Source organism: Paraburkholderia sp. RL18-101-BIB-B (genome assembly GCF_046026985.1).
Lineage (GTDB): Bacteria > Pseudomonadota > Gammaproteobacteria > Burkholderiales > Burkholderiaceae > Paraburkholderia.
Genome location: NZ_JARESV010000043.1, coordinates 47,713 through 72,119 on the forward strand (window position 1 = coordinate 47,713; position 24,407 = coordinate 72,119).

At 63.5% G+C, this 24,407-nt stretch carries 23 protein-coding genes and 1 riboswitch; of the genes, 9 read left to right on the forward strand and 14 right to left on the reverse strand.

The features are described from left to right. Window positions 1-154: 154 nt before the first annotated feature. The 5 genes from P0D73_RS36375 to P0D73_RS36395 form a co-directional block, all read right to left on the reverse strand. Window positions 155-856, reverse strand: a complete 702-nt coding sequence (locus P0D73_RS36375; RefSeq protein ID WP_132373155.1) for a gamma-glutamylcyclotransferase — start codon at window positions 854-856, stop codon at window positions 155-157. A 49-nt stretch (window positions 857-905) separates the two neighbouring features. Next, window positions 906-1,367 carry an rRNA maturation RNase YbeY gene (ybeY, locus tag P0D73_RS36380; protein WP_408435016.1) on the reverse strand — a complete coding sequence of 154 codons (462 nt, stop codon included), beginning with the start codon at window positions 1,365-1,367 and terminating at the stop codon, window positions 906-908. A gap of 39 nt (window positions 1,368-1,406) precedes the next feature. Next, window positions 1,407-2,486: a PhoH family protein gene (locus P0D73_RS36385; protein WP_408435018.1), complete on the reverse strand. Its 1,080-nt coding sequence runs from the start codon at window positions 2,484-2,486 to the stop codon at window positions 1,407-1,409. Between the two features lie 47 nt (window positions 2,487-2,533). Continuing rightward, window positions 2,534-3,907, reverse strand: coding sequence for a tRNA (N6-isopentenyl adenosine(37)-C2)-methylthiotransferase MiaB (miaB, locus tag P0D73_RS36390; RefSeq protein WP_132373160.1), 1,374 nt, complete (start codon window positions 3,905-3,907; stop codon window positions 2,534-2,536). A gap of 139 nt (window positions 3,908-4,046) precedes the next feature. Continuing rightward, window positions 4,047-5,030 (reverse strand): LysR family transcriptional regulator, encoded by a 984-nt coding sequence (locus P0D73_RS36395; RefSeq protein ID WP_132373162.1) that lies wholly within the window; start codon window positions 5,028-5,030, stop codon window positions 4,047-4,049. Window positions 5,031-5,141: 111 nt separating this feature from the next. On the opposite strand from P0D73_RS36395, the gene P0D73_RS36400 reads away from it, so the two are divergent. The 4 genes from P0D73_RS36400 to ribB all read left to right on the forward strand — a co-directional run bounded on the left by P0D73_RS36400 (window position 5,142) and on the right by ribB (window position 8,771). Beyond that, entirely contained in the window at window positions 5,142-5,540 is a 399-nt protein-coding gene (locus P0D73_RS36400; RefSeq protein ID WP_408435030.1) for a VOC family protein, read from the forward strand. A 16-nt stretch (window positions 5,541-5,556) separates the two neighbouring features. Then, a complete protein-coding gene (locus tag P0D73_RS36405) occupies window positions 5,557-6,723 on the forward strand; it encodes an MFS transporter (protein ID WP_408435020.1) in 1,167 nt (388 codons plus the stop codon). 188 nt (window positions 6,724-6,911) lie between these two features. Continuing rightward, window positions 6,912-7,601, forward strand: a complete 690-nt coding sequence (locus P0D73_RS36410; RefSeq protein ID WP_132373166.1) for a helix-turn-helix domain-containing protein — start codon at window positions 6,912-6,914, stop codon at window positions 7,599-7,601. Between the two features lie 119 nt (window positions 7,602-7,720). After that, window positions 7,721-7,904, forward strand: a riboswitch (FMN riboswitch). Between the two features lie 147 nt (window positions 7,905-8,051). Then, entirely contained in the window at window positions 8,052-8,771 is a 720-nt protein-coding gene (gene ribB, locus P0D73_RS36415) for a 3,4-dihydroxy-2-butanone-4-phosphate synthase (protein WP_134457854.1), read from the forward strand. Between the two features lie 116 nt (window positions 8,772-8,887). Here the strand turns inward: ribB and P0D73_RS36420 are convergent, their stop codons facing one another. From P0D73_RS36420 to glpD, 4 genes are all read right to left on the reverse strand, one after another. Next, the gene (locus P0D73_RS36420; RefSeq protein WP_408435022.1) at window positions 8,888-9,574 is read right to left on the reverse strand and encodes an HAD family hydrolase; all 687 of its coding nucleotides are present in this window, start codon (window positions 9,572-9,574) and stop codon (window positions 8,888-8,890) included. A gap of 149 nt (window positions 9,575-9,723) precedes the next feature. After that, window positions 9,724-10,437 (reverse strand): MIP/aquaporin family protein, encoded by a 714-nt coding sequence (locus P0D73_RS36425; RefSeq protein WP_132373170.1) that lies wholly within the window; start codon window positions 10,435-10,437, stop codon window positions 9,724-9,726. 86 nt (window positions 10,438-10,523) lie between these two features. Beyond that, complete coding sequence (gene glpK / locus P0D73_RS36430; protein ID WP_408181106.1) at window positions 10,524-12,023, reverse strand: glycerol kinase GlpK; 1,500 nt, start codon at window positions 12,021-12,023, stop codon at window positions 10,524-10,526. Between the two features lie 174 nt (window positions 12,024-12,197). Next, complete coding sequence (gene glpD / locus P0D73_RS36435) at window positions 12,198-13,727, reverse strand: glycerol-3-phosphate dehydrogenase (RefSeq protein ID WP_408435024.1); 1,530 nt, start codon at window positions 13,725-13,727, stop codon at window positions 12,198-12,200. Between the two features lie 201 nt (window positions 13,728-13,928). Between glpD and P0D73_RS36440 the strand changes: the two genes are divergently transcribed. Further along, window positions 13,929-14,303 (forward strand): hypothetical protein, encoded by a 375-nt coding sequence (locus P0D73_RS36440; RefSeq protein ID WP_408181104.1) that lies wholly within the window; start codon window positions 13,929-13,931, stop codon window positions 14,301-14,303. A gap of 76 nt (window positions 14,304-14,379) precedes the next feature. On the opposite strand, the gene P0D73_RS36445 is transcribed toward P0D73_RS36440, so the two are convergent. The 3 genes from P0D73_RS36445 to P0D73_RS36455 form a co-directional block, all read right to left on the reverse strand. Further along, the gene (locus tag P0D73_RS36445) at window positions 14,380-15,009 is read right to left on the reverse strand and encodes a TetR/AcrR family transcriptional regulator (RefSeq protein ID WP_408287743.1); all 630 of its coding nucleotides are present in this window, start codon (window positions 15,007-15,009) and stop codon (window positions 14,380-14,382) included. A gap of 188 nt (window positions 15,010-15,197) precedes the next feature. After that, complete coding sequence (locus tag P0D73_RS36450; protein WP_132373180.1) at window positions 15,198-15,395, reverse strand: hypothetical protein; 198 nt, start codon at window positions 15,393-15,395, stop codon at window positions 15,198-15,200. 308 nt (window positions 15,396-15,703) lie between these two features. Further along, on the reverse strand, window positions 15,704-16,483 hold the full coding sequence (locus tag P0D73_RS36455; protein WP_408181102.1) for a DeoR/GlpR family DNA-binding transcription regulator: 780 nt from the start codon (window positions 16,481-16,483) through the stop codon (window positions 15,704-15,706). 354 nt (window positions 16,484-16,837) lie between these two features. On the opposite strand from P0D73_RS36455, the gene ggt reads away from it, so the two are divergent. From ggt to P0D73_RS36475, 4 genes are all read left to right on the forward strand, one after another. Beyond that, window positions 16,838-18,475: a gamma-glutamyltransferase gene (gene ggt, locus P0D73_RS36460; protein WP_408435026.1), complete on the forward strand. Its 1,638-nt coding sequence runs from the start codon at window positions 16,838-16,840 to the stop codon at window positions 18,473-18,475. 202 nt (window positions 18,476-18,677) lie between these two features. After that, on the forward strand, window positions 18,678-20,042 hold the full coding sequence (locus tag P0D73_RS36465; RefSeq protein ID WP_408435028.1) for an MFS transporter: 1,365 nt from the start codon (window positions 18,678-18,680) through the stop codon (window positions 20,040-20,042). Between the two features lie 348 nt (window positions 20,043-20,390). Continuing rightward, window positions 20,391-21,218: a ferritin-like domain-containing protein gene (locus tag P0D73_RS36470; protein WP_012434272.1), complete on the forward strand. Its 828-nt coding sequence runs from the start codon at window positions 20,391-20,393 to the stop codon at window positions 21,216-21,218. A gap of 102 nt (window positions 21,219-21,320) precedes the next feature. Next, complete coding sequence (locus tag P0D73_RS36475; protein WP_408287733.1) at window positions 21,321-21,845, forward strand: hypothetical protein; 525 nt, start codon at window positions 21,321-21,323, stop codon at window positions 21,843-21,845. Window positions 21,846-21,891: 46 nt separating this feature from the next. Here the strand turns inward: P0D73_RS36475 and P0D73_RS36480 are convergent, their stop codons facing one another. Both P0D73_RS36480 and trhA read right to left on the reverse strand, forming a co-directional pair. Further along, window positions 21,892-23,457, reverse strand: coding sequence for a DEAD/DEAH box helicase (locus P0D73_RS36480; RefSeq protein WP_132373190.1), 1,566 nt, complete (start codon window positions 23,455-23,457; stop codon window positions 21,892-21,894). Between the two features lie 211 nt (window positions 23,458-23,668). Beyond that, window positions 23,669-24,289 (reverse strand): PAQR family membrane homeostasis protein TrhA, encoded by a 621-nt coding sequence (trhA, locus tag P0D73_RS36485; RefSeq protein WP_093635539.1) that lies wholly within the window; start codon window positions 24,287-24,289, stop codon window positions 23,669-23,671. Between the last annotated feature and the right edge of the window lie 118 nt (window positions 24,290-24,407).

Consider the following 24,407-nt stretch of genomic DNA (forward strand, 5'->3'; position numbering starts at 1 on the left):
ATACACCAGGCACATGGCAGGACCGTGTCCCGCCCGGCTGGGCGATGAGTGAAGCTGGGGTGAAGCGGCTCCGCCGTGAGGGCAGGCGTAGGTCAATCCTAACTGATTACGCGCGGAAAAGCGTTTCCAGGAAAAAAAGCGCCGTTCGTGACAGTTATTTCCGGTCTGCTTTCTGGGCTGCTTTTAAGTCTGCTTCACGCCTCTCCTCGCGACACCGTTCGAGCAGCGCTTCGAGCGCGCGGTCGGGCATGCCGCTCTCACGCAGCGCATGGACCGTGCGGCTGACGTAGTCGAGCGTGGTGCCGTAGCGCCCGCTCGCACAGCCGAACACGGTTTTAACGACGTCGTCGCGCAGCTTGCCGGTGTAGCTCGGCACGTCGCGGCGCATCACGAAGGCGAGCGCATCGACGCGCCGGCCGTCGGCGAGCACGCACGGCAGCCACGCCGGGCGGTATGAACCCATCGCCATTTCGCGACGCCAGAGTGCTTCGAGATGCGGCATCGAGCCTTCGGCCGCGAGCCGGAATGCGATGCCGGTGCACGAACCGCCGCGATCGAGCGCCAGCACGAGACCCGGCTGCTCGGGCGTGCCGCGATTCACGCGCGACCACAGGTAGAGCCCGCGGTGATAACCGTGGACCCTCGATCGGGTGGCTTCGACGGTGGGCAGGCCGGGATTCCAGATCAGCGAACCATAGCCGAACAGCCACAGGTCGCTCTTGCGGTCCCAGTCGCGCAAAGTGCATTCGAGCGACGCGCGCAGTTCCTCGTCCGTCAGGAGCCGCGATTCGCCGAGTGCCGGCGGATAGTCCGGGCAGGGCGTTCGGGTGTCGGCTTCGGGGGAAGAGGTGCTCACGATCGGTTTTGAACAGGTTGGACGTTTGCGACGTGCGGGTGATCGACGCCTACTGGTAGGGATCGGGAAAGCCGAGCTTGGCGAGGACTTCCGTTTCGATCGCTTCCATTTCCTCGGCTTCTTCCTCGACTTCGTGGTCGTAGCCCTGGGCGTGGAGCGTGCCGTGCACGAGCAGATGCGCGTAGTGCGCGATGAGCGGCTTGCCCTGGTCGGCGGCTTCTTTCTCGACCACCGGACAGCACAGGATCAGGTCGCCCGTCACCGGATCGTCTTCCGATTCGGCGTACGCGAAGGTCAGCACGTTGGTCGAATAATCCTTGCCGCGATAGGTGCGGTTCAGCGTGCGGCCTTCTTCGGCATCGACGAAACGCACCGTCAGTTCGCCGTCCGCGAAGAGCGCCGCCTTGATCCAGCCGGCCACCGTGGCGCGCGGCAGCAGCGCCTTGTGTTCCGGCCAGGTTTTGGCGGCGGGAAATTGCAGATTCAACGTCAGTTTCGGGGCGCGGCTCATGCGGTTTCGTTGTAGTGCGTTCGTTGCGGCTGCGGGCGATTAGCGCGAATCCGCCGGACTGGCGGTTTTCTGCGAATGCGCATCGTACGCCTCCACAATTCGCGCGACCAGCGGATGCCGCACCACGTCCGCGCTGGTAAAGCGCGTGAGCGCAATGCCGCGTACGTCGGCCAGCACCTGTTGCGCTTCGATCAGCCCGCTCTTGTGGCCGCGCGGCAAGTCGACCTGAGTCGTGTCGCCGGTGACCACCGCCTTCGAGCCGAAGCCGATCCGCGTGAGGAACATCTTCATCTGTTCGGGCGTGGTGTTCTGCGCCTCGTCGAGGATGATGAACGCGTGGTTCAGCGTGCGGCCGCGCATGTACGCGAGCGGCGCGATTTCGATCATCTGCCGCTCGAACATCTTGGCGGTCTTGTCGAAGCCGAGCAGGTCGTACAGCGCGTCGTACAAAGGACGCAGATACGGATCGACTTTTTGCGCCAGATCGCCCGGCAGAAAGCCGAGACGCTCGCCCGCTTCGACAGCCGGACGGGTCAGCACGATGCGCTTGACCTGGTCGCGCTCGAGCGCATCCACCGCGCACGCCACCGCGAGATAGGTCTTGCCGGTGCCGGCCGGACCGATGCCGAAGGTCACGTCGTGCGAGATGATCTGCTTCAGATACTCGCGCTGCGCCGGCGTGCGGCCGCGCAGGTCGGCGCGCCGCGTGTACAGCTTCGGGCCGAGTTCTTCGAGGTCGTCGTCGCCGGCGTCGGCGGGCTGGTCGAACGGATGATCCGGATTGCCGGGGAAACGCGCGTCGCCCACTGCGTCGCTATGACCATTGCCATTGCCGTTCGTGCGATGGCGCGCTGGGTGGCGCACTTCGACGAGCGCGAGCTGGATGTCGTCGACCGACAGCGGCTCGCGGGCATTGTTGTAGAAGTTCTCGAGCGCGGTGAGCGCGAGTTTCGCGCCGCGCCCGCGAATCGTGATGCGGTGGCCACGGCGTTGCAGCGTCACGTCGAGCGCCTGCTCGATCTGGCGCAAATTTTCGTCGAGCGGGCCGCAGAGGTTGGCGAGCCGCGCGTTGTCTTCGCGCGGTGCGGTGAATTCCAGATGCTGCTGAGTGGTCTTCAAGGCGGTGGGTCGATCCTGTCGGTTTCGCTACGCGCGTTGGCGTCGCTTTAATGGGTCGTGGCCGGAGCGTCGTCATGAACCAGCACGAGCTCGCCACGTAGCGAATGTGGGTACGCATGGACGATTTTCACGTCGACCATCTGGCCGATCAGCCTTGCGTGCGACGCCACCGGTGCCGGGAAATTCACCACCCGGTTGTTCTCGGTGCGGCCGGCGAGTTCGTTCGGATCCTTGCGCGCCGGGCGCTCGACCAGTATGCGCTCGATCTTGCCGACCATCGAATCGCTGATGCGCTGCACGTTTTCCTCGATGGTGGCCTGCAAATGTTGCAGACGCTTGAGCTTCACTTCACGCGGCGTGTCGTCGTGCAGATTCGCGGCCGGCGTGCCGGGGCGCGGGCTGTAGATGAACGAGAAGCTGGTGTCGTACTTCATCTCGTGCACGAGCGCCATCATCTTGTCGAAGTCTTCTTCCGTCTCGCCGGGGAAGCCGACGATCATGTCGGTGGAGAGCGACAGGTCAGGGCGGATCGCGCGCAGCTTGCGGATCACGGATTTGTATTCGAGCACCGTGTAGCCGCGCTTCATGGCCATCAGGATGCGGTCCGAGCCGTGCTGCACCGGCAGATGCAGGTGGCTGACGAGCTTGGGCACCTTCGCGTAGGTGTCGATCAGGCGCTGTGTGAATTCCTTCGGATGCGACGTGGTGTAGCGAATCCGTTCGATGCCCGGAATGTCCGCGACATATTCGATCAGCGTGGCGAAATCGGCGATGTCCGACGAACCCAGCGTGAGACCGGCGCGGTAGGCGTTCACGTTCTGGCCGAGCAGCGTGACTTCGCGCACGCCCTGGTCGGCGAGGCCGGCGATTTCGGTCAGCACGTCGTCGAGCGGCCGCGACACTTCTTCACCGCGTGTATACGGAACAACGCAATAGCTGCAGTACTTGCTGCAGCCTTCCATGATCGACACGAACGCGCTCGGGCCGTCGACGCGAGCCGGCGGCAGGTGATCGAACTTTTCGATTTCCGGGAACGAGATGTCGACTTGCGCGCGGCCGCTTTCGCGGCGCTTGTCGATCATTTGCGGCAGACGGTGCAGCGTTTGCGGACCGAACACCAGATCGACGTACGGTGCGCGCGCCACGATCGCCGCGCCTTCCTGACTCGCCACGCAACCGCCCACGCCGATGATCAGATTCGGATTCGCTTCCTTCAGCTCGCGCACGCGGCCGAGGTCGGAGAACACTTTTTCCTGCGCTTTTTCGCGCACCGAGCACGTGTTGAACAGAATGACGTCCGCGTCTTCCGGCGTGTCGGTCTTCACGAGCCCCTCAGCCGCGCCGAGTACGTCGACCATCTTGTCGGAGTCGTACTCGTTCATCTGGCAGCCAAAGGTCTTTACATAAACTTTCTTGGTCATCGAATTTCGCCGGTCGCAGTGGTTAACCTGGGGGCGTCGTTTAAAAGGTGAACAGGGCGAAACGTGCGAGCGGGCCGCGGGGCGGCGCTTCAGGCCACTATCGGGCAGCGTCGGGGCACGTTTGCAGCGTAGCTCATTATTATAGCCCTTCGCGCGACGCGGTTTCCCCGGTTGCCTGGCCGTGTGGCCCGTCCGGCGGCAAGCCCAGCAGACCTTCCAGTTCGTCCGACACCTGCGCGAAACGCTCGCTCAGGAAATCCAGCAGCACGCGTACGCGCGGCGCCATGAAGCGGTTGCGATGGTAGAGCGCGTGCAGCGGCGCGTCCGGATAACGCCATTCCGGCAGCAGGATCTTCAGGCCGTCGGCGCGTAGATCCGCCTCCACGTCCCACATCGACTTGATCGCGATGCCGTAACCGCGCAGCGCCCATTCGCGGGCGACGGCGCCGTCATTGGTCTCGCGGGCGGCTTCGAACGGCACGGTGTAGTGCTGCACCTCGTCGCCGCGCGTGAAGCGCCACTCGTTCGCCAGCCCGGAGGCGGTGCCCAGCACGATGCAGTCGAAATTGGCGAGATCGTGCGGATCCTTTGGTTCGCCCTTGCGAGCGATGTAGTCCGGCGACGCGCACAGCACGCGCCGGTTCGGCGCCAGCTTGCGGGCGACCAGCGAGCTGTCCTGCGGCACACCGAAGCGGATCGCCAGATCGATGTCCTCCTGCACCAGATTCGACAGCGAGTCCGACAACGTCAGCGCGAAGGTCACTTCCGGATACAGCGCGTTGAATTCGTCGAGCCAGTGCATCAGCAGATTGCGGCCGAAATCCGAGGTCGCCGAGACCCGCACCTTGCCACGCACCACGCCCTGGCCGGCTTGCAGGGCGGCTTCGGCGTCGTCGAGCGATTGCAGCGCCTGACGGCAGCAATTCAGGTAGAGACGGCCTTCGTCCGTGAGCCTGAGTTGGCGGGTGGTGCGCTCGAACAGACGCGCTTTGAGGCCGGCTTCGAGTTTGGCCAGGCGGGCACTGGCGGCGGCCGGTGTCAGGCCCATCTTGCGGCCCGCCGCAGACAGGCTGCCCTGCTGCGCGGCCTCAACAAACAGACGGATGTCACCGAGGTTGTCCATGGTGGATCTTTCAAAAGAGATTTGAAAATGCTTCAAATGCTACGCCAATTATCAAATCGACACTCAGCCTCGACAATTGCGGTCATGGAAAACCCTGATTCCGCCCAAGCCATGCAACTCGATCACGCGACGATCGTCACCGCCGAGCTCGACTCCGCCCGACGCTTTTTTGTCGATGTCGCCGGGCTGACCCAAGGCGCGCGTCCGCCGTTTTCGATCGACGGCTACTGGCTATACGCGAACGGCCGCCCGCTGATTCACCTGATCGACGCAACGGTGCCCGCCGTGACCGGTCGGACGGCGCCGCGTATCGACCACATCGCCTTCCGGCTGGAGAGCGCCGCCGAATGGCGGGCGCTGCTCGGTCGCCTGCATGCGCACGGCGTCGATTACCAAACCGCCTATGTGCCGCAGATGGGGCCGCAGGAGGCTCAGGCGCAACTATTCGTGGCGCTCGCGCCGGGCGTCGTCGTCGAATTCGTGACGGCGCTGCATCACGCTCAACCTTAAATCCTGGAGTAGAAAAATGCCCATTCCATTACTGGCGTTGGCGATCAGCGCCTTCGCGATCGGCACGACGGAATTCGTCATCATGGGCCTGCTGCCCGAGGTCGCGCACGATCTGGCGGTGTCGATTCCGTCGGCGGGCTTGCTGGTGAGCGGCTACGCGCTCGGCGTCGCGGTCGGCGCGCCGCTGCTCGCGGTGGTGACCAGCAAGATGCCGCGCAAGCTGGCGTTGCAGTTGCTGATGGGCGTGTTCATCGTCGGCAATACGCTGTGCGCGATTGCGTCCAGCTATTCCGTGCTGATGATCGCGCGCGTGGTGACGTCGTTCGCGCACGGGTCGTTCTTCGGCATCGGCGCGGTGGTGGCGGCTTCGCTCGTGCCGGCCGAAAAGCGCGCCAGCGCGATTGCGCTCATGTTCACCGGCCTGACACTGGCGAACGTGCTCGGCGTGCCGTTTGGCACGTTCGTCGGCCAGGAGTTCGGCTGGCGCGCGGCGTTCTGGATCGTCAGCGCGTTCGGCGTGCTGTCGCTCGTGGGCGTTACGGCGCTTGTGCCGAATCGTCATGACGCCGCTCCGGTCGGCCTCGGTCACGAAGTGCGTGTGTTGAAGGACCCGCAAGTCTGGACCGCGCTCGCGATGACGGTGCTCGGCTTCGGCGGCGTGTTCGTCGTGTTCACCTATATCGCGCCGATTCTGGAGCAGGTGAGCGGCTTCTCGCCGCGCGGCGTCACGCTGATTCTAGTGTTGTTCGGCGTGGGCCTGACGATCGGTAATACGGTGGGCGGCAAGCTGGCGGACCGCGCGCTGATGCCTTCGCTGATGGGCATTCTGGTCGCGCTCGCGGTGGTGATGGCGATCTTTGCGCGCACCAGCCATTCGCAGATTGCAGCGGCGGTCACTATCTTCGTGTGGGGCATTGCTGCGTTCGCCACCGTGCCGCCCTTGCAGATGCGTGTGGTCGAAAAAGCGGCTGCGGCGCCGAATCTGGCTTCGACGTTGAACATCGGTGCGTTCAACGTTGGCAATGCGGGCGGCGCGTGGCTCGGCGGTCTGGTGATCAATCACGGTCATTCGCTCGATACCTTGCCGTGGGTGGCGGCCGGAGTCAGCGTGGCGGCGTTGCTATTGACGTGGTTCGCTGCGCGTATGGATGCGCCGGCAGCGACGGTGGCGCAGCGGGCGTGAGGGCAAATGAGGCCGTGAATCGCCCGCGCCCGTGCCCTTATGAAAAATTCGCACAAGCATTGCGGAAAACGTCCTCCGCAATGCTGATAACAGTGTGAAGATAACTTCGTTGGGCGCGGCGGGGCGCGATGCTATCTTGCTTCCACTAACCGTTTGCCCGCCGTCCGGCGGCGCTCCTGGAGGCAATCATGCATTCCCCGCTTGCGCTGGTTCGCGATCCCACGGCTGACACCGATGCGTCGCCGCGTGCCGCTGAACCCTTCGATGCACTCGAACATCTCGTCGGCGTGAATCTCGCCCGTTTGCGCGCCGAGCGGCAACTGTCGCTCGACGCTTTGGCCCGCGCGTCAGGCGTGTCGCGCGCGATGCTCGCGCAGATCGAGTCGGCGCGCAGCGTGCCGTCCATCAAGGTGCTATGCAAAGTGGCGGCCGCGTTGAAGGTGTCGGTGGCGGCCTTTTTGCGGCGCCATGCCACCAACGGCTTCGAGCATTTGCCGGCGGAGCGCTCGTCGCGCGTCGTCAGTTCGAATGGACGCTATTCCGCCCGGCCGCTTTATCCTGACGCCGAGCCGACCGCCGCCGAGTTTCACGAGTTGCGGATCGCGCCGTTGCACACCGAAGCCGGGACGCGCCGCGCGCCGGGCACGACGGTGAATCTGGTGGTGAGCGAGGGCACGCTGGAAGTCAGCGTGCACGATCAACGCCAGTTGCTGGCCACCGGCGACGCGATCGTGTTCGACGCCGACCAGCCGCATAGCCTGCGCAATCCCGGCGACACGGAAGCGCGCGCGTTTCGCGTCACGCTGAAGGCGGAAACGCCGCCGCGCTGGGACGTGCCCGCGCACCACGAGCCGCAGCGCGAGGCCGCGCCGGTTTGACCGGCATCGTTTGCGGACCGATGTGGTCGGAGTCAGAGATTTCCGTCTGATCAGTAGGGTTGCGCTGCACGTGCGGCGCGACTGTTGTATGCTTTGCCAGCCGGTCGATCCGGCAATCAGTGCGTCTTCAGGGCGGGGTGAAATTCCCCACCGGCGGTAGGCCGGCAACGCGAAAGCGTGAGCCGGTGAGCCCGCGAGCGCCCACGTAGTGCGGTCTTCCGAACAGGAAAGACTGAAGTGGGGTCAGCAGATCTGGTGAGAAGCCAGAGCCGACGGTTAGAGTCCGGATGGAAGAAGATGTGCAGATAGTCATGTTCGTTTCCGTGGCGCCGCTTGCAGGTTGAGGCGGTGCGCGAGCGTCGCTTTGCGCGGCGTTCAACGGCGCGTCTTTGTCTGTTTGCAATGCCCTGAAACGTTTCTCGCCCAACTTTTGCGATGAGCGTTTCAATCATGACCTTTGCTACTTTTCCTGCTCCGTCGACGATTGCGGATAGCGCATTCCTCGATCTCCCGTTGCTCGACACCGAAGCCGTTCCGCCGCGTATCGCCGCCGCGTTGCAAGCCATGCGCGATGGCCGCGCCGTCGTTCTACAAGACGACCACGACCGTGAGAACGAAGCCGATCTGATCGTTTCCGCCGAGCGTCTGTCCGTCGAAACCATGGCGTTGTTGATCCGCGAATGCAGCGGCATCGTGTGCCTGTGTTTGCCCGACGAGAAAATCCGCGCGCTCGAACTGCCGCCGATGGCCGTCAATAACGAAAGCCGTCACGGCACCGCGTTCACGGTTTCGATCGAAGCACGCGACGGCGTGACCACCGGCGTGTCCGCGCTCGATCGCGTGACGACGATTCGCGCCGCGATCGCCGACACGGCGAAGCCCGCCGACATCGTGCGCCCTGGCCATGTGTTCCCGTTGCGTGCGCAACCCGGCGGCGTGCTGGCGCGTCGCGGCCATACCGAAGGCACGGTCGACCTCGCGATTCTCGCGGGTCTGAAGCCGGCTGGCGTGCTGTGCGAACTAATGAACCCGGACGGCACGATGACGCGCGGCGCTGATGTGGAGCGCTTCGCCGCGCAACACAATCTGCCGATGCTGACCATCGCCGAACTGGTGGAGTTTCGTCAGGCGCTGGCGCAGGCGCGCGAATGCGTGGCTGACGAGGCTTGATGGGCGAGGCGTGCGCGCGTGTGAAATGAGGCGCGCACTCGCTTGCAGCGCTGATGCGAAAAAGCCGGCTGTTTTCAGCCGGCTTTTCTGTTGCCGCAAGCCGTTGGTGCGAACGGTTACGACTGCACGTCGCCGAACTCGCCGCGTACGCCCGCTTTGACCAGCGCGGGCAATTCATCCATATGCTGCATGATGCGCGTCATGCCCATCTTGCGCAGCGCGTCCGCGTAGCCATCGGGAATATGGCTCGCGCCGACGAAAGCGATCGTCTTCATCCCCGCCGCGCGCGCGGCATTCAAACCGGCCACGCTGTCTTCCACCACGACGCATCGTGACGGTTCCACGTCCAGCGTCTTCGCGGCGAACAGATAGACATCGGGATAGGGCTTCGGCCGCGCCACCTGTTCCGCGCTGAAAATGCGTTCGCCGAAAATCTGCTGCAGACCGGCGCGCCGCACCGACGCATTCACGCGCGCCATGCGGCTGTTCGATACGACGGCGGCCGGCAACGTGACGCGTTGCAGCGCATCGCGCACGCCGTTGATCGGGCTGAGCGAAGCCGCGAGTTCGAGCTCGACGTTGTGCTCGATAGTGTCGAAAAAATTCGCGGGCAGCGTGATATCGAACGACTTCTCGATGCTTTCGAGAAAGCGCGACGTTTGCTGGCCAAAGGCCATCTTGACGATGGGTTGGAAGTCGAGGCCCGGGAAGGTGGCGGTCAGCGTTTCGAGCATCACTCGGTCAGCGATGATTTCGCTGTCGACGAGCACGCCGTCGCAGTCACAGATGAGGTGGTCGATCATGCCTGGAAACGGAAAGCGAAGCGCACGGGCAAGGCAATTGCAAGCTCATGCGCGGAGAGTGAAAGCGTCATGATACGTGCTTTGGCGCCGCGTGAGCGGCGCCGCCGCTTTCCGTCGATGCTCAGGCGCGTTTTATCTGCGCGCCCAGCTCAATGCACATGCAGGTACAGATACAGACACGCTGCCGCCGCACCGCCCAGCAACGGACCGCAAACCGGAATCCACGCATAGTGCCAGTCGCTGTCGCGCTTGCCCGGAATCGGCAGCAGCGCGTGCATCAAACGCGGCGACAGGTCACGAGCGGGGCTCATCGCGTAACCGGTCGGGCCGCCGAGCGAGATGCCTATGCCGAGAACCAGCAGGCCGACCGGCAGCGCGTCGAGCGCGCCGAGACCGACTTGCGGCGAAGCCAGATACAGCACACCCAGAATCAGCACGAAGGTGGCGATCATTTCGGTGAGCAGGTTGTGCGGCACGCTGCGAATCGCGGGCGAGGTGCAGAACACGCCGAGCTTCACGTCGGCGTCGCCTTCTTTCGCGAAGTGCTGGCGATACGCCATCCACACGAGCAGCGCGCCGGCCATGCCGCCGAGCATCTGCGCCGCGATATAGCCGGGCACCTTGGCCCACGCGAACTTGCCGGCCAGTGCGAGGCTGATGGTCACGACGGGATTCAGGTGAGCGCCGCTGAAGGACGCGGTGACGTAGACGGCGATGAACACGGCCATCGCCCAGCCCATGACGATCACGATCAGGTCGGCGCCTTTGCCTTTGGTGCGCGCGAGCAGCACGTTGGCGACGGCGCCGTCGCCGAGCAGCACCACAAGTGCCGTGCCGATGAATTCAGCAATGTAAGGAGACATCGTTGGTTATCCGAAATATAGTTGTTAGGGAAGCCGCCGGATAAGCGGCTTCTTTATTGTCGAAAGAGAAGGGGTAAAAGACGCGCTCAGGGCGTATCGGCCCAGGCCTTCGCGGCGCGGATCGCGCGCTTCCAGCCGTCGAGGCATTCCTTGACGTCGGCGTGCGGCAGGGCCGGTGTGAAGCGGCGGTCGAGCTTCCATTGGTTTTGCAGTTCGTCGACGTCTTTCCAATAACCCACCGCGAGACCGGCCAGATAAGCCGCGCCCAACGCGGTCGTTTCCGATACCTGCGGGCGCACCGCATCGACGCCGAGAATGTCGGCCTGGAACTGCATTAGCAGATTGTTCGCGCACGCGCCACCGTCCACGCGCAATTCGCCGATGCGAATGCCGGAGTCGGCTTCCATCGCCTTCAACACGTCGAGCGACTGATAGGCGATCGAGTCGAGCGCGGCGCGCGCGATATGCGCGGAGGTCGTGCCGCGCGTCACGCCGAACAGCGTGCCGCGAGCACGCGCATTCCAGTGCGGCGCGCCGAGTCCGGCGAAGGCGGGCACCAGATACACGCCGTCGCAATGCGGCACGCTGCGCGCCAGCGTTTCGATCTCAGCGGCGTTCTTGATGATGCCGAGGCCGTCGCGCAGCCATTGCACCACGGCGCCGCCGATGAAGATGCTGCCTTCGAGCGCGTAATTGATCTGGTCGCCGATCTGCCAGGCAATCGTGGTGACGAGATTGTTCTTCGATTCGATCGGCTTGTCGCCAGTGTTCATTACGAGGAAGCAGCCCGTGCCGTAGGTGTTCTTCACCATGCCCGACTCCGTGCACATCTGGCCGAAGAGGGCGGCGTGCTGGTCGCCGGCGATGCCCGCGAGCGGAATCTTCGAAGCGAACACGGTGGTCTTGGTCGGCCCGTACACTTCCGACGAAGCCCGCACTTCCGGCAGCATGCTGCGCGGAATGTCGAGCGCCTCGAGCAGTTCGTCGTCCCACTTCAGCGAGTGGATGTTGAAGAGCATCGTGCGCGACGCGTTGGTGACGTCGGTGACGTGCAAACCGCCCTTGGTGAAATTCCAGACCAGCCAACTGTCGACCGTGCCGAACGCGAGGCGGCCCTGTTTGGCTTTTTCGCGCGCGCCTTCGACGTTATCGAGAATCCAGCGGATCTTGGTCGCCGAGAAGTACGAGTCGATCGGCAGGCCGGTTTTGGCGCGGACTTTCTCTTCGAGGCCCTGTTCCTTCAGCTGGTCGCAAAAGTCGGCGGTGCGACGGTCCTGCCAGACGATCGCGTTGTAGATCGGATGGCCGGTTTCTCGATCCCACACGATGGTGGTTTCGCGCTGATTGGTGATGCCGATCGCGGCGATCGATGTGCCGTTCATGCCGGCGCGCGTCACGGCTTCGGCGGCGACGCCGGCCTGGGTCGACCAGATTTCCTGCGGATCGTGTTCGACCCAGCCCGGACGCGGATAGATTTGCTGGAATTCCTTTTGAGCGGTCGACACGATATTGCCGAGCCGGTCGAACAGCATCGCGCGCGAGCTGGTGGTGCCTTGGTCAAGCGCGAGGATGTACTGGTCCTGCATTGTCTCTTCTCCATGCGTTTTATGAATCGCCGGACGGATAGCCGGCGACGGGAACGGCTTGTTGTTTTAAGCGGGCAGCAACACGTGATGGTGCGGCCCCGCCTGGTCCAGCCGAGGGGTGAATCGATCCGGTTTGTTTAGATGCAGCGAGCGCGTCGCGTGGGCGATGTCTGACTATGCGCTCTGTCGCTCGGGTTCGCGAGCGAACCACGCGTCGATATCGCGTGTGATCGAATCGAGCGTGCCGGGTTCGACGTGCAAGCCGAGTTTCGAACGGCGCCATAGCACGTCCTGCGCGCTGCGCGCCCATTCGGTATCGCGCAGGTACGTCAGTTCCGCTTCGTAGAGGCCCGGCGCGAAGGCCCGGCCGAGATCGGCCACGGAACGCGCATTGCCGACCACATGCTTGACGCGTGTGCCGTAGGCGCGGGCGAGGCGATGCGCCAGATCGGCCGGCAGCCAGGCATGCTGCTGCTTGAATTCGCTGAGAAAGCGCTCGAAGTTGGCGTTCGGAATATCGCCGCCGGGCAACGGCGCGCCGGCCGTCCACGAAGACGCACCGTGCTGCAGCGCGTCCGCGAGTTTGTCGACGGCTTCTTCCGCCAGTTTGCGGAAGGTGGTGATCTTGCCGCCGAACACCGACAGCAGCGGCGCTTCGCCGGCCGGCGCGTCGAGTTCGAGCGAGTAGTCGCGCGTGACTGCCGACGGGTTGTCCGCGCCTTCTTCCTCGAGCAGCGGACGAACGCCCGAATAGGTCCAGCGCACGTCGGCCGGCGAAATCTTCTGCTTGAAGTAGCGGTTGATCGACTCGCACAGGTACTGCGTTTCTTCAGCGTTGATCGCCACTTGCGACGGGTCGCCACGATATTCGAGATCCGTCGTGCCGATGAGCGTGTAGTCGTGTTCGTACGGAATCGCGAAGATGATGCGCTTGTCCGGATTCTGGAAGATATACGCGTGGTCGTGTTCGAACAGGCGCCGCGTGACGATATGGCTGCCTTTCACGAGCCGCACGCTGTGCGTCGCGGCGCGGCCGAGCGCGCCTTGCAGCAGTTCGCCGACCCACGGGCCCGCGGCGTTCGCAATCGATCCGGCACGCACGTCCAGAATCGTGCCGTCCGGGCGCTTGAGTTGCGCGCGCCATTCGCCGCCCGCGCGCACAGCGCTCAGCAGTTTCGTGCGCGTGAGAATTTTCGCGCCGTGTTCCTGGGCGTCCAGCGCGTTCAGCACGACGAGGCGCGCGTCGTTGACCCAGCCGTCCGAGTACACGAAACCGCGCTTGATCGAATCGACCAGCGGTGCGCCCGCCGGATGGTTGCGCATCACGATGCCGCGCGAGCCAGGCAGCAGCTCGCGTTTGGCGAGATGGTCGTACAGAAAGAGACCGGCGCGGATCAGCCAGGCCGGGCGCAGATCGGGCATGTGCGGCATCACGAAGCGCAGCGGCCACATGATGTGCGGCGCGGCGCGCAGCAACGTTTCGCGCTCCTGCAGCGCTTTGCGCACCAGCCCGAACTCGCGGTATTCGAGGTAGCGCAGGCCGCCGTGGATCAGCTTTGTACTGGCCGACGACGTATGCGCCGCCAGATCGTCCTGTTCGCAGAGCAGCACGGACAGGCCGCGGCCCGCCGCATCGCGAGCGATGCCTGCGCCGTTGATCCCGCCGCCCACGACGAGCAAATCGTATCTCGAGCCTTGCGTCACCTGCTGTGTCCCCTGCGTCGTATCCAGAAAATCGTTTGGAAAAACTATCGAACTGATCGTGTTCGTTTTCGAACTTTAATGAACATATTCGAAAAAGTAAAGTTCGGTTTGTTTGGGCGCTCCTCTAACGGCTGTCCGGGTAGTGGCGCAACGCGCGGCCACGGACGATACTCTTGGGAGCAGCCATTTCGAGGTGAATTCATGCGTGGACTTTTGATGATCGGCGCGGCTACGCTTCTCGCGGGGTGTGTCAGTTCGCCGAGCCTGAGCGGAACGAGGGGCGCGCCGTCGTTCGTGTCGTTGCAGCAGATGTGCAGTGCCCAGCCGGTCGACTACGGCAACGACGCGCAAGGCGTCTACGCGGCGATGTTCGACGCGTACGTGGCGAACCGGGGCGGCAAGCTGTCGAAGGACGATTTCTGCGCGTTCCAGACGTCGATCGCGCAGCGTTACGCGAGCCAGGGCGCGAGCACCGATCCGCAACTGCGTAACCAGTGGGTGACGTTCTTTACCGACCAGCGCGCCAAGGCATTGAGTTGGCGCGCGGCCGTCGATCCGACTTTGCGCAATGGTTGAGGCCTAAGCGCGAGCGCCGTCGTTCAATTCGCTTGTCGCTATTCGTTGAACCGGTCCGCTTCGCGCGCAGTAAGCGCTAGCCGCGCTGCGGCTGCGCACCGCGCCACAACATGCGGCGAATCTGCGCGAACACGGCTTCGCGCGTCGGCGTATTGTCGGCGCCGGCAGGTTGCTGCGCCTGTGGCAATGGCAACTGATTGGCCAGCGCCAGCATGGTGAAGCCATGAAGACTCGCCCAATACGCGTAGCCGATGAGTTGCGGATCGCCTTCCAGAATGCCCGCTTCGACCAGCCGTTCGAAGTGCGTGCCGAGCATGCGCCACGCGCGCTGCGAGGCGGTGGCGAGTTCCGGGTAGTCGCTTGCCTGTTGAGCCAGATCGAACATCAACCGATAGGCGTGCGGTTCGTCGAGCGCAAACGCTACGTACGCTTCGCTCACCACGGAGTGATCCGTTTCGGTGGCGGTCTTCGCGGCCGCTTCGAGGCGCGCCGCGAAGCGGTTGAACGCCGCGGCGCGCACCATCGCGAGAATCTCGTCCTTATCGCGGAAGTAGCGATAGGGCGTCATGGCGCTGCAACCCAGTTCTCTCGCCAGTTCACGCATCGTCACGCCCTCGCCGCCGCGTGTGGCGAACGCGTTCTCGGCCACGCGCCGCATGGCCTCGCGGAATTGCTGGATATCGTCGGGAGAGAGGGTTTTGGGCATGCGCGAGGGCAAAAAGTCCGTCGCGTCAATTTACTGTGTAAATGATTTGGGCACAATAAAGCGGACGCCGGGTGGCGTCCTGCTTTTTTCACGAAGAGAAAGATTTCAAAGCAGCAAGAGCACGCGCCGTCACAGCGCCGGACGCCAACTGTGCCGTCCGGCCGCAAGACGCGCTGAAACCAGCACAACTAGGAAAGACGCTTGATGGCCCGCAATGCGTTATCGCCGCTTTCAGTCACGCGCCATTGTTCGTTGCCCGACGCGAGTCGTTCGAGTTGAACCAACTGGCGTTCCAGAAGGGCGTCGAGTTCTTCTCGCTCCATGTCGACTTGATTGGGAGCGTCCTTGACGAGTAATAACGTGGCGAATTCATGCGGACTCAGCATCGTTTCTCTCCATGTCAAGCAAACGCGGACGGCCTTGCCGGCGACTGGCTCATGCCAGTGAGGTCCGCAAAGGATCAGGCGGGAGGTACGGATTCACACGACAGCTTCACGTACCGGCGTTACGCAGAATGCGGAACGTACGCCGGGGAACCTGGAGTGTAGTCAACCGCACGTTAAACACCAAATCCGCCCCAGTAAATTCTCCCTTTGACAATTCGGCGCGTCAGCGGCGGTTGGGAGTCGCGGCCAGATCCTTGATTTCACTCGAAGTTTTGCGTGCGCTGCAGCATGGCGGAGAACGCCTGGCGTCAGTCGGCGATATACACCTGGCAGTTGGCGGCTGCGAGCGTCTCAATCATTTCGGCGGGCGGCGCGACGTCGGTGAACAAGGCGTCGATCTGATCGAGATGGCCTTGGCGAACCAGCGCCGGGCGGCCGAATTTCGAGTTGTCGGCGGCGAGAAAAACGGTGCGCGCATGCTGGATGATCGCCTCGGCCACACGCACTTCGCGCGTGTCGAAATCGCGCAGCGTGCCGTCCGTTTCGATGCTCGACGTGCCGATGATCGCGAAGTCGACCTTGAACTGCCGGATGAAATCGATCGCCAGTTCGCCGACGATCCCTTTGTCCCACGGCCGCACGATGCCGCCCGTCACCAGCACCTCGCAATCCGGATAGCCGCTCATCATGCTCGCGACGTTCAGATTGTTGGTGATCACGCGCAAGCCGCGGTGCCGATTGAGCGCGCGAGCCACTTCTTCGGTGGTGGTGCCGAGGTTGATGAAGAGCGAGGCCTGATCGGGAATGTGAGTGGCCACTAGCGCCGCGATACGCCGCTTCTCGTCATGGAACATGCGCTGACGCGCCGTATAGGAGACGTTTTCGGAGCTGGTAGGCAGACTCGCGCCGCCGTGATAGCGGCGCAGCAGGTTCATGTCGGCGAGCCAGTTGACGTCGCGGCGGATCGTCTGCGGCGTCACGTCGAAGTGGGCCGCGAGGTCGTCCACGGTCACGAAGCCGTCGCGTTGCACCCACTCCAGCAGTTCCTGTTGCCGGGCATTGAGAGTCAGGCGGGGGTCTCGGGTCATGTGTCTCGGTTCGTGGGTTTCTTGTCTGCGTTGCCCGCCGCCGGCCCGCCAAGCTGAGCCGGTAAGCGAGTGAAGCGTGAACGGGGGTGAGCGTATTGTAAGACCATCGCGCGCCTTGTCTGCCAACTCGTGCGACATGCATAGGATACGAGACGACCGCGCGTCGATCTATTCAGGCAGATTACGCATTTATTCATTTGATAAATGAATTTGTTTTTTGAGCCGGATCACGATGCAATCCAAGGTTCCGCGGTTGATTCGCGCTTCACCCCGTCTCATCCCCGCGTTCGATCTGTTTTCCAATGGTTTCCGGCGTTTTCCACAAGCCGGGCCGCGCTTTCGAGAGTGTTCGACATGACTGGCTTCAACTGGCAAAACCCTTACCCGACGCCGCGTCTGCCTGTATTCGCGCGCAACATCGTTTCGACTTCGCATCCGCTCGCCGCGCAAGCTGGACTGCGCATGCTGTGGAAAGGCGGCAATGCCGTCGATGCGGCGATCGCGGCAGCAGCCGCCATCACGGTGGTCGAGCCGGTATCGTGCGGGCTGGGCGGCGACGCGTTCGCGCTGGTGTGGGACGGTAAGAAGCTGCATGGCCTGAACGCTTCGGGCGTGTCGCCGGCGGCGTGGAACGTCGACTACTTCAAGCGCAAATATGGCGAGGAAAACGGACTCGCGAAGCAGCCCAAGCGCGGCTGGGACGCGGTGACTGTGCCCGGCGTGATCGCCGGCTGGGAAGCGCTGCATCAGAAGTTCGGCACGCTGCCGTTCGCCGACCTGATGGAGCCGGCCATCGAAATCGCCGAGCGCGGCCATGCGGTGGCGAGCATCGTCGCCTATAAGTGGGCGGCCGCCGTGCCTGAACTGAAGGACCTGCCGGGCTTCGCGCAAACCTTCATGCCGCGCGGCCGCGCGCCGGAAGTGAGCGAACTGGTGCGCTTCCCCGGCCACGCGAAGACGCTGCGCAAGCTCGCCGAGCAGGGCCCGCGCGCGTATTACGAAGGCGAGATCGCCGAGCAGATCGCCGCGTTCGCCCGCGAAGGTGGCGGCGCGCTGACCGCCGACGATCTGCGTAACTACCGCGCGGATTGGGTCGAGCCGATCGGCAAGGACTATCGCGGCTACACCGTACACGAGATTCCGCCGAACGGGCAGGGCATCGCGGCGCTGATCGCACTGGGCATCCTCGAAAAATTCGATGTGAAGGAACTGGCGGTCGACAACGTCGAATCGCAGCACTTGCAGATCGAGGCCATGAAGCTGGCCTTCGCCGACGTCTACCGCTACGTCGCCGATCCGCGTTCCATGGACGTCACGCCCGAGCAGATGCTCGACGACGCGTACCTCACCTCGCGCGCCAAACTGATCGATCACAAGCGCGCCACGCAGTTCGATTTCGGCATGCCGAAGGCCGGCGGCACCATCTACATGTCGGTGGCGGACGAGCGCGGCATGATGGTCAGCTTCATCCAGTCGAACTACATGGGCTTCGGCTCGGGCATCGTGGTGCCGGATAGCGGCATCGCCATGCAGAACCGCGGCTGTGGTTTCTCGATGGACCCGAAATCGCCGAACGTAGTGGAAGGCGGCAAGCGGCCGTTCCACACGATCATCCCGTCGTTCCTCACGCAGCAGGTGAACGGCCAGCAGGAAGCGGTGATGAGCTTCGGCGTGATGGGCGGCGACATGCAGCCACAAGGCCATCTGCAATCCATCGTGCGGATGCTCGACTACGGTCAGCAGCCGCAGGCCGCGTGCGACGCACCGCGCTGGAAGGTCAATCGCGACTTCACTATCGACATCGAATCGACGCTCGATCCGAAGACCGCCGAGGCCTTGCAGAAGCTCGGCCATACGATCAAGTCGGTCGACGATCCGTACATGGACTTCGGCTCCGGCCAGTACATCTGGAAGCTCGATCGCAATGATCCGGAGCGCGGCTATGTGGCGGCCAGCGACAGCCGCCGTGACGGGTTGGCTGCGGGGTTCTAGGAAAGCCATCCACGCGCGACGCGCCGTGCCGCCTGAGGCGGCGCTTCGCCGCGTGCGGAGGCGATACAGCGGCCATCGCACTCGGCGCGCTTTCTCGACTGCCCTCGCAAAGGCATCGCGCGAATCAAATACACCGGTTGCCGGCGGCGCTTCCCGCACGCCAGGCAGCAGGCATCGAGCATCAGACAGAGCAGGAGACATCATGCAGACCCACGCGTCGCCCTCGGCGACAGCTTCCCCTCATTCCGCGTCCGCGCCGCTTTCCAAAGCGATGGTGCGGCGGATCGTGTTTTCGTCGTCGGTCGGCAATGCGCTCGAGTGGTTCGACTTCCTGGTCTACGGCTACTTCGCGACCATCATCGCCAAACAGTTTTTCCCGACGCAGGACGAGTGGCTCTCCACGCTGCTCGCCATCGCCACTTTCGGCATTTCGTTCCTGATGCGGCCGCTGGGTGCGGTTGTGCTGGGCATTTACGGCGACCGCAAGGGCCGCAAGGCGGCGCTGACGTTCGCCATCGCGCTGATGATGGTCGGCACCTTCACGATGGCGGTGATGCCGCCGTATGCGTCGATTGGTATCGCTGCACCGATCCTGATTCTGCTCGCGCGGCTCGTGCAAGGCTTCGCGGTGGGCGGCGAGTTCGGCAGCGCGACCGCCTTCATGGTCGAGCATAGCGCGTCGCGCCGCGGCTACTACGCCAGTTGGCAGTTCGCGAGCCAGGGGCTCGCCGCGATCACCGCAGCCGCGTTTGGCTCGCTGCTGACGGCGTGGCTGCCGCCCGCGCAACTGAATGACTGGGGCTGGCGCATGCCGTTCGTGTTCGGTTTGCTGGTCGGTCCGGTGGGCTATTACATCCGCTCCCATCTCGACGAGACGCCGGAGTTCCTCGCGCTGCGCGAGGCGCGCGAAGCGGCCGGCGCTCGCTCGACGGTGAGCGAAGACAAGGACGCGTCGTTCGCCAGCCAGTGGGTCAATTTGCTGCTCGCGGTGGGCATCGTCGCGCAATCCACGGTGGGCGTGTATGTGCTGCAGCTCTACATGCCGATGTACGCCGTCAAGCAGTTGCACATGCCTGCAGCGGCATCGTTCGGCGTGGTGGTGCTCAACGGCGGCCTGCAATTCCTGCTCTCGCCGGTGATGGGCGCGTTGTCCGATCGCATCGGCCAGATTCGCATCATGCTAACCACGTCGATTCTGATGGGGACGCTGATCTATCCGATGTTCGCGTTGCTGCAGTCTCATCCGACCATCGGGTGGTTGCTGTTGTTGCAGGGCACGGCGGGCATTTTCAAGGCGGCGTATTCCGGCCCGATGCCTGCATTGATGTCCGAGATCTTTCCGACGCAGGTGCGCTCGACGGGCCTTTCAATCGGTTACAGCATCGGCGTGACGATTTTCGGCGGCTTCGCGCCCACGATCGTCGAGACGTTCATTCATTTGACCGGCGACAAACTTGCGCCAAGTTACTACGTGTTAATCGCCGCGGTGCTGTCGGGCCTCTCGCTCGTAGCCGTTGCCTGGCGCATGCGTCGCGTACGACTGATGCAAGGCGTTCAGATCGCCTGATCGCGAGCCTCGCGCCGCTTGATCAAAGCGCCGCCGTGCCCGCCAAACCTGCTTGACGAGGCATCGTCACAGACTCAAGCCAGCTCTTCGAGCTGGCTTTTTTTGTGCCTTGCGCGCCGCGCTTTTGTCCGACCGAATGTTTGGACTATCCCGCAATTGGAACTGCGGCGGCTCGGCATGGTCTGTGCTGGGTTATCTGCAGAGTTGCGAAACACCGACTAAGATGCAAGATACAAGGGGTTAACTCTAATTCAAGGCGCTGTATCAGACACGGCGGACCGGCCCGGCCGAGAGCGGGCGGTTTCGAGCATGCTCCGCGAGTCGATACAGCTTTCGGAGCAAGACACGATGCACACAGAGCTGAACCATGTCATGCCCTGGCGGATCGAGGACATCGACCTCACCCGCATTGATCGGCAAAAGGCCGTCGCCAACGAAGATTTGCTGCTGCTGCTGTGCGCGTCCTCGTTTATCGAAAGCGGCTCCGATCTGTACACCAGCAATCTCAGCACGTTTTTCAACGGCGATCCTGAAGTCTCGGCCTGGCTCAACCAGGAGTGGGAGCCGGAAGAATTGCAGCATGGCCGCGCGCTCAAGACGTATATCGCTTACGTGTGGCCCGAATTCGACTGGGACACGGCCTTTCGTAATTTCATGGAAGAGTATTCGCTGACCTGTTCAGTGGAGGACTTCGAAAAGACCCGCGCGCTCGAGATGGTCGCGCGCTGCGTGGTGGAAACCGGCACGGCGACCTTGTATCGCGCGATCGGCGAATGCTCGGACGAGCCGGTCCTCAAGCAGATCACCGACAACATCCGCACCGACGAAGTGCGTCACTACAAACACTTTTTCAAGTACTTCAAGAAGTACAACAAGATCGAAGGCAACGGCCGGCTTGCGGTGCTGGGTGCGCTGATGCGCCGCGTCATGGAGATCAAGAACGAAGACTCGGAGATTGCCTTGCGCCACGTCTTCGCGACTCGTTATCCGGAGCGTGTGCACGATTCAACTTATAACCGCGAGCGCGCGGCGCGGATCAATGCGCTGGTGCGGCGCAATCTGTCGGCCGACATGTGTGTGAAGATGCTGCTCAAGCCGCTCGATCTGCCCGCGCGGATTCAGCCAGGCGTGCATTACCCGCTTGCCAAGATCACGCAGCACGTGTTCTTTCGCTGATCGCCTGGCGAAATGCCTGGTGTTGCAAATGGCCCGCTCATGCGGGCCATTTGCTTTTCAAGGCATGATGCAGGCTGGCTCACTTCTCACCGGATCGACATCATGAGCGATTCCCCCGCACCCGAACGTCCGCTCGAACAGAACGTGTTCGATGAATGGCCCGATGCCGTGCGCGCGTTGTTCGACGGTTCGTCGCTCGCCAGCAAGACGGGTTTCACCGCGTCGCTGCTGAGCGTCGATTCGAATGGCCATGTGCGCACGTCGCTGCTCGGCGTCGGCGAGTTGTATGCGCCCGATTCGCGCACGCTGTGCATCGCGTTGTGGCCGCAAGCCAGGGCGACGCGCGCCATCGCGCAGAGCGGCCGCGCAGCGCTCACCTTTGTTTGCGACGAGGCGTTCTATCAGGTGCAGTTGCTCATGACGCCGCTAGCGAGCGTCGCTGGCGACGCCAGTGGGCTCGTCTATCTGCATGGTTCGATCGACACGGCGGACGCGCAAAGCGTCCGTTATGCGCGCCTGACGAGCGGCATTACGTTCGAGCTGGAAGAGGAGGGAGAGGCGGTGCTCGACCGATGGGAACAGCAGATCGAGCACCTGAAGCAAGCCGCAGCCGGTGCCGGCCGGTAGTCCTCAAACGCAAGGACTACGGCGAACAAGCGTGCGGTTTCGACGCTTAGCGGCCGCGCTGGCCGCTGCGCGTGGGATGGCCACCGCGCGGCGCGTCGTTGCGCGGCTTCGCGCCGCCCAACAACGCACCCGGATTGCCGCCTTGCGGTTTCGCGCCCTGCGGCTTGCGCGGTGCGTGCTGCGCGGCGCTGCCTTCGTGCGCGACGGCGCGCGGCCGGTCGTCGTGACGCTGACCGTCACGACGCGGCTGGCCGCCGTTGCCGGCCGGCTTCGCGCCTTGCGGCTTCGGCTGCTGTTGACCGTTTGTGGGGCGTTGACCTGAGCGCTGCGCCGGTTTCGCGGAACCCGCGCCGTCACGCCGACCGTCGTCACGCTTCGGTGCGCCTTGACCCTGACGCGGCGAACGACCACCACCACCGCCGCCGCCACCCTGGCCGCGACGCAGAATCGGTTCCGGCTTTGCGGTCGGGTCCGGTTCGAAACCGGCGATCACTTCCTGCGGCACCGGACGCTTGATCAGCTTCTCGATGTCCTTCAGCAATTGCAGTTCGTCGACGCACACCAGCGAGATCGCTTCGCCCGTCGCGCCCGCGCGGCCCGTGCGGCCGATGCGGTGCACGTAGTCTTCCGGCACGTTCGGCAGATCGTAGTTGACCACGTGAGGCAACTGATCGATATCGATGCCACGCGCGGCGATGTCGGTCGCGACCAGTACCTGCAGCGTGCCGTCCTTGAATTCGGCGAGCGCGCGAGTACGGGCCGACTGGCTCTTGTTGCCGTGAATCGCCAGGGAGTTGATGCCGTCCTTGGTCAGTTGTTCGGCAAGACGGTTGGCGCCGTGCTTGGTGCGCGTGAACACCAGCACCTGGAACCAGTTGTGTTGCTTGATCAGATGCGTGAGCAGTTCGCGCTTCTTGTCGCGATCCACCGGGTGAATCTTCTGCGCGACCGTTTCCGCTGTCGTATTGCGGCGCGCGACTTCGATCAGCGCCGGCGAGTCGAGCAGATTGTCGGCGAGCGTCTTGATCTCGTCGGAGAAGGTGGCCGAGAACAGCAGGTTCTGGCGCTTCGGCGGCAGCTTCGCCAGCACGCGCTTGATGTCGTGGATGAAGCCCATGTCGAGCATGCGATCGGCTTCGTCGAGCACGAGAATCTCGAGATGCGACAGGTCGATGGTCTTCTGCTGCATGTGATCGAGCAAACGGCCCGGCGTCGCGACGACGATATCCACGCCGCTGCGCAGTGCGCCGATCTGCGGATTGATGCCGACGCCGCCGAACATCACGGTCGACTTCAGCTTCAGATACTTGCCGTAGGCTCGCACGCTTTCTTCGACCTGCGCGGCCAGTTCACGCGTGGGCGTGAGGATCAGCGCGCGCACCGCGCGCTTGCCCGAGCCGGTTGCAACGGCGGGCATGGAGTTCAGACGTTGCAGGATCGGCAACGTGAAGCCGGCGGTCTTGCCGGTGCCGGTTTGCGCGCCGGCCAGCAGGTCGCCGCCGTTGAGCACGGCGGGAATCGCTTGCGTCTGGATCGGAGTCGGAGTGGTGTAGCCGAGTTCGTGTACAGCGCGGACCAACGGTTCGGACAAGCCGAGGGAATCAAAAGACATAAAAGATCTTTGCAATGCAGTTTTGCGAACGGCACACATGGGCCCGGCAGGCATAAATGCCGCATGAACACACCCGCTTGGCGTGTTCGAGGCCGAAGCCAGTTCCGTTCGCAGAGAAATCGGCGGCACGCGGGAAACGCGTGCCGAATGCTTCAACGCGCTATGCAGACACGTTGACTGGCCTTAAGTTGCATTTCGCCGCCGTGGGGTGTCACGCGACGTAGCGCGCGACACTGACGAATTGACACAGACTGCCCGCCAGTACGAACAGGTGCCAGATACCATGTCCGTGCCGGATGCGCTCGTCGTTGATGAAGAAGTAGATGCCGGCGCTGTAGATGACTCCGCCGGCCACGAGCCAGGCGGTACCCGCTGCCGGTAAGGCTTGTACCAGCGGGCGGACGGCAACGAGCGCGAGCCATCCCATCAAGACATACAGCACCATCGAAACGCTGCGGGTGCGTCGCCCCAGCGTCAATTCCTGCACGATGCCGAGAGCGGCAAGCCCCCAGCTTACGCCGAATAGCGACCAGCCCCACGGTCCGCGCAATGTGACGAGCGTGAACGGGGTGTAGCTGCCGGCGATCAGCAGGTAGATCGCCGAATGGTCGCATTTCTGCAGAACCGCTTTCACGCGCGGATTGCGCACGCTGTGGTAAAGCGTCGAGATAGCATACAGCACGAACAGCATCGCACCGTACACGCTGAAGCTGACCACCTTGTACGCGTCACCGTCGAGCGCGCCCATCGTCACGAGCGTTGCAAGACCCGCCACCGACAGCACGGCGCCGACGAGGTGGGTAATGCTGTTGAAACGCTCCCCGACATGCACGATTCTTCTCTCCTGCGCGATTTCATAAGGCTTAATCATGCCCCATGATACCGGTCCTGAAAAAGCGAAGGGCGCCGCCCCCCCAATAACCCGCCCCCCCCCCCCGCCGAACCACCCC

What these genes read in the sequence shown, in the direction of transcription:
- ybeY (WP_408435016.1), bottom strand. Translation starts at nt 1,367, where the DNA reads ATGAGCCGCGCCCCGAAACTGACGTTGAATCTGCAATTTCCCGCCGCC.
- miaB (WP_132373160.1), bottom strand. Translation starts at nt 3,907, where the DNA reads ATGACCAAGAAAGTTTATGTAAAGACCTTTGGCTGCCAGATGAACGAG.
- P0D73_RS36395 (WP_132373162.1), bottom strand. Translation starts at nt 5,030, where the DNA reads ATGGACAACCTCGGTGACATCCGTCTGTTTGTTGAGGCCGCGCAGCAG.
- P0D73_RS36400 (WP_408435030.1), top strand. Translation starts at nt 5,142, where the DNA reads ATGCAACTCGATCACGCGACGATCGTCACCGCCGAGCTCGACTCCGCC.
- P0D73_RS36405 (WP_408435020.1), top strand. Translation starts at nt 5,557, where the DNA reads ATGCCCATTCCATTACTGGCGTTGGCGATCAGCGCCTTCGCGATCGGC.
- P0D73_RS36410 (WP_132373166.1), top strand. Translation starts at nt 6,912, where the DNA reads ATGCATTCCCCGCTTGCGCTGGTTCGCGATCCCACGGCTGACACCGAT.
- ribB (WP_134457854.1), top strand. Translation starts at nt 8,052, where the DNA reads ATGACCTTTGCTACTTTTCCTGCTCCGTCGACGATTGCGGATAGCGCA.
- P0D73_RS36420 (WP_408435022.1), bottom strand. Translation starts at nt 9,574, where the DNA reads ATGATCGACCACCTCATCTGTGACTGCGACGGCGTGCTCGTCGACAGC.
- P0D73_RS36425 (WP_132373170.1), bottom strand. Translation starts at nt 10,437, where the DNA reads ATGTCTCCTTACATTGCTGAATTCATCGGCACGGCACTTGTGGTGCTG.
- glpK (WP_408181106.1), bottom strand. Translation starts at nt 12,023, where the DNA reads ATGCAGGACCAGTACATCCTCGCGCTTGACCAAGGCACCACCAGCTCG.
- P0D73_RS36440 (WP_408181104.1), top strand. Translation starts at nt 13,929, where the DNA reads ATGCGTGGACTTTTGATGATCGGCGCGGCTACGCTTCTCGCGGGGTGT.
- P0D73_RS36445 (WP_408287743.1), bottom strand. Translation starts at nt 15,009, where the DNA reads ATGCCCAAAACCCTCTCTCCCGACGATATCCAGCAATTCCGCGAGGCC.
- P0D73_RS36450 (WP_132373180.1), bottom strand. Translation starts at nt 15,395, where the DNA reads ATGCTGAGTCCGCATGAATTCGCCACGTTATTACTCGTCAAGGACGCT.
- P0D73_RS36455 (WP_408181102.1), bottom strand. Translation starts at nt 16,483, where the DNA reads ATGACCCGAGACCCCCGCCTGACTCTCAATGCCCGGCAACAGGAACTG.
- ggt (WP_408435026.1), top strand. Translation starts at nt 16,838, where the DNA reads ATGACTGGCTTCAACTGGCAAAACCCTTACCCGACGCCGCGTCTGCCT.
- P0D73_RS36465 (WP_408435028.1), top strand. Translation starts at nt 18,678, where the DNA reads ATGCAGACCCACGCGTCGCCCTCGGCGACAGCTTCCCCTCATTCCGCG.
- P0D73_RS36470 (WP_012434272.1), top strand. Translation starts at nt 20,391, where the DNA reads ATGCACACAGAGCTGAACCATGTCATGCCCTGGCGGATCGAGGACATC.
- P0D73_RS36475 (WP_408287733.1), top strand. Translation starts at nt 21,321, where the DNA reads ATGAGCGATTCCCCCGCACCCGAACGTCCGCTCGAACAGAACGTGTTC.
- P0D73_RS36480 (WP_132373190.1), bottom strand. Translation starts at nt 23,457, where the DNA reads ATGTCTTTTGATTCCCTCGGCTTGTCCGAACCGTTGGTCCGCGCTGTA.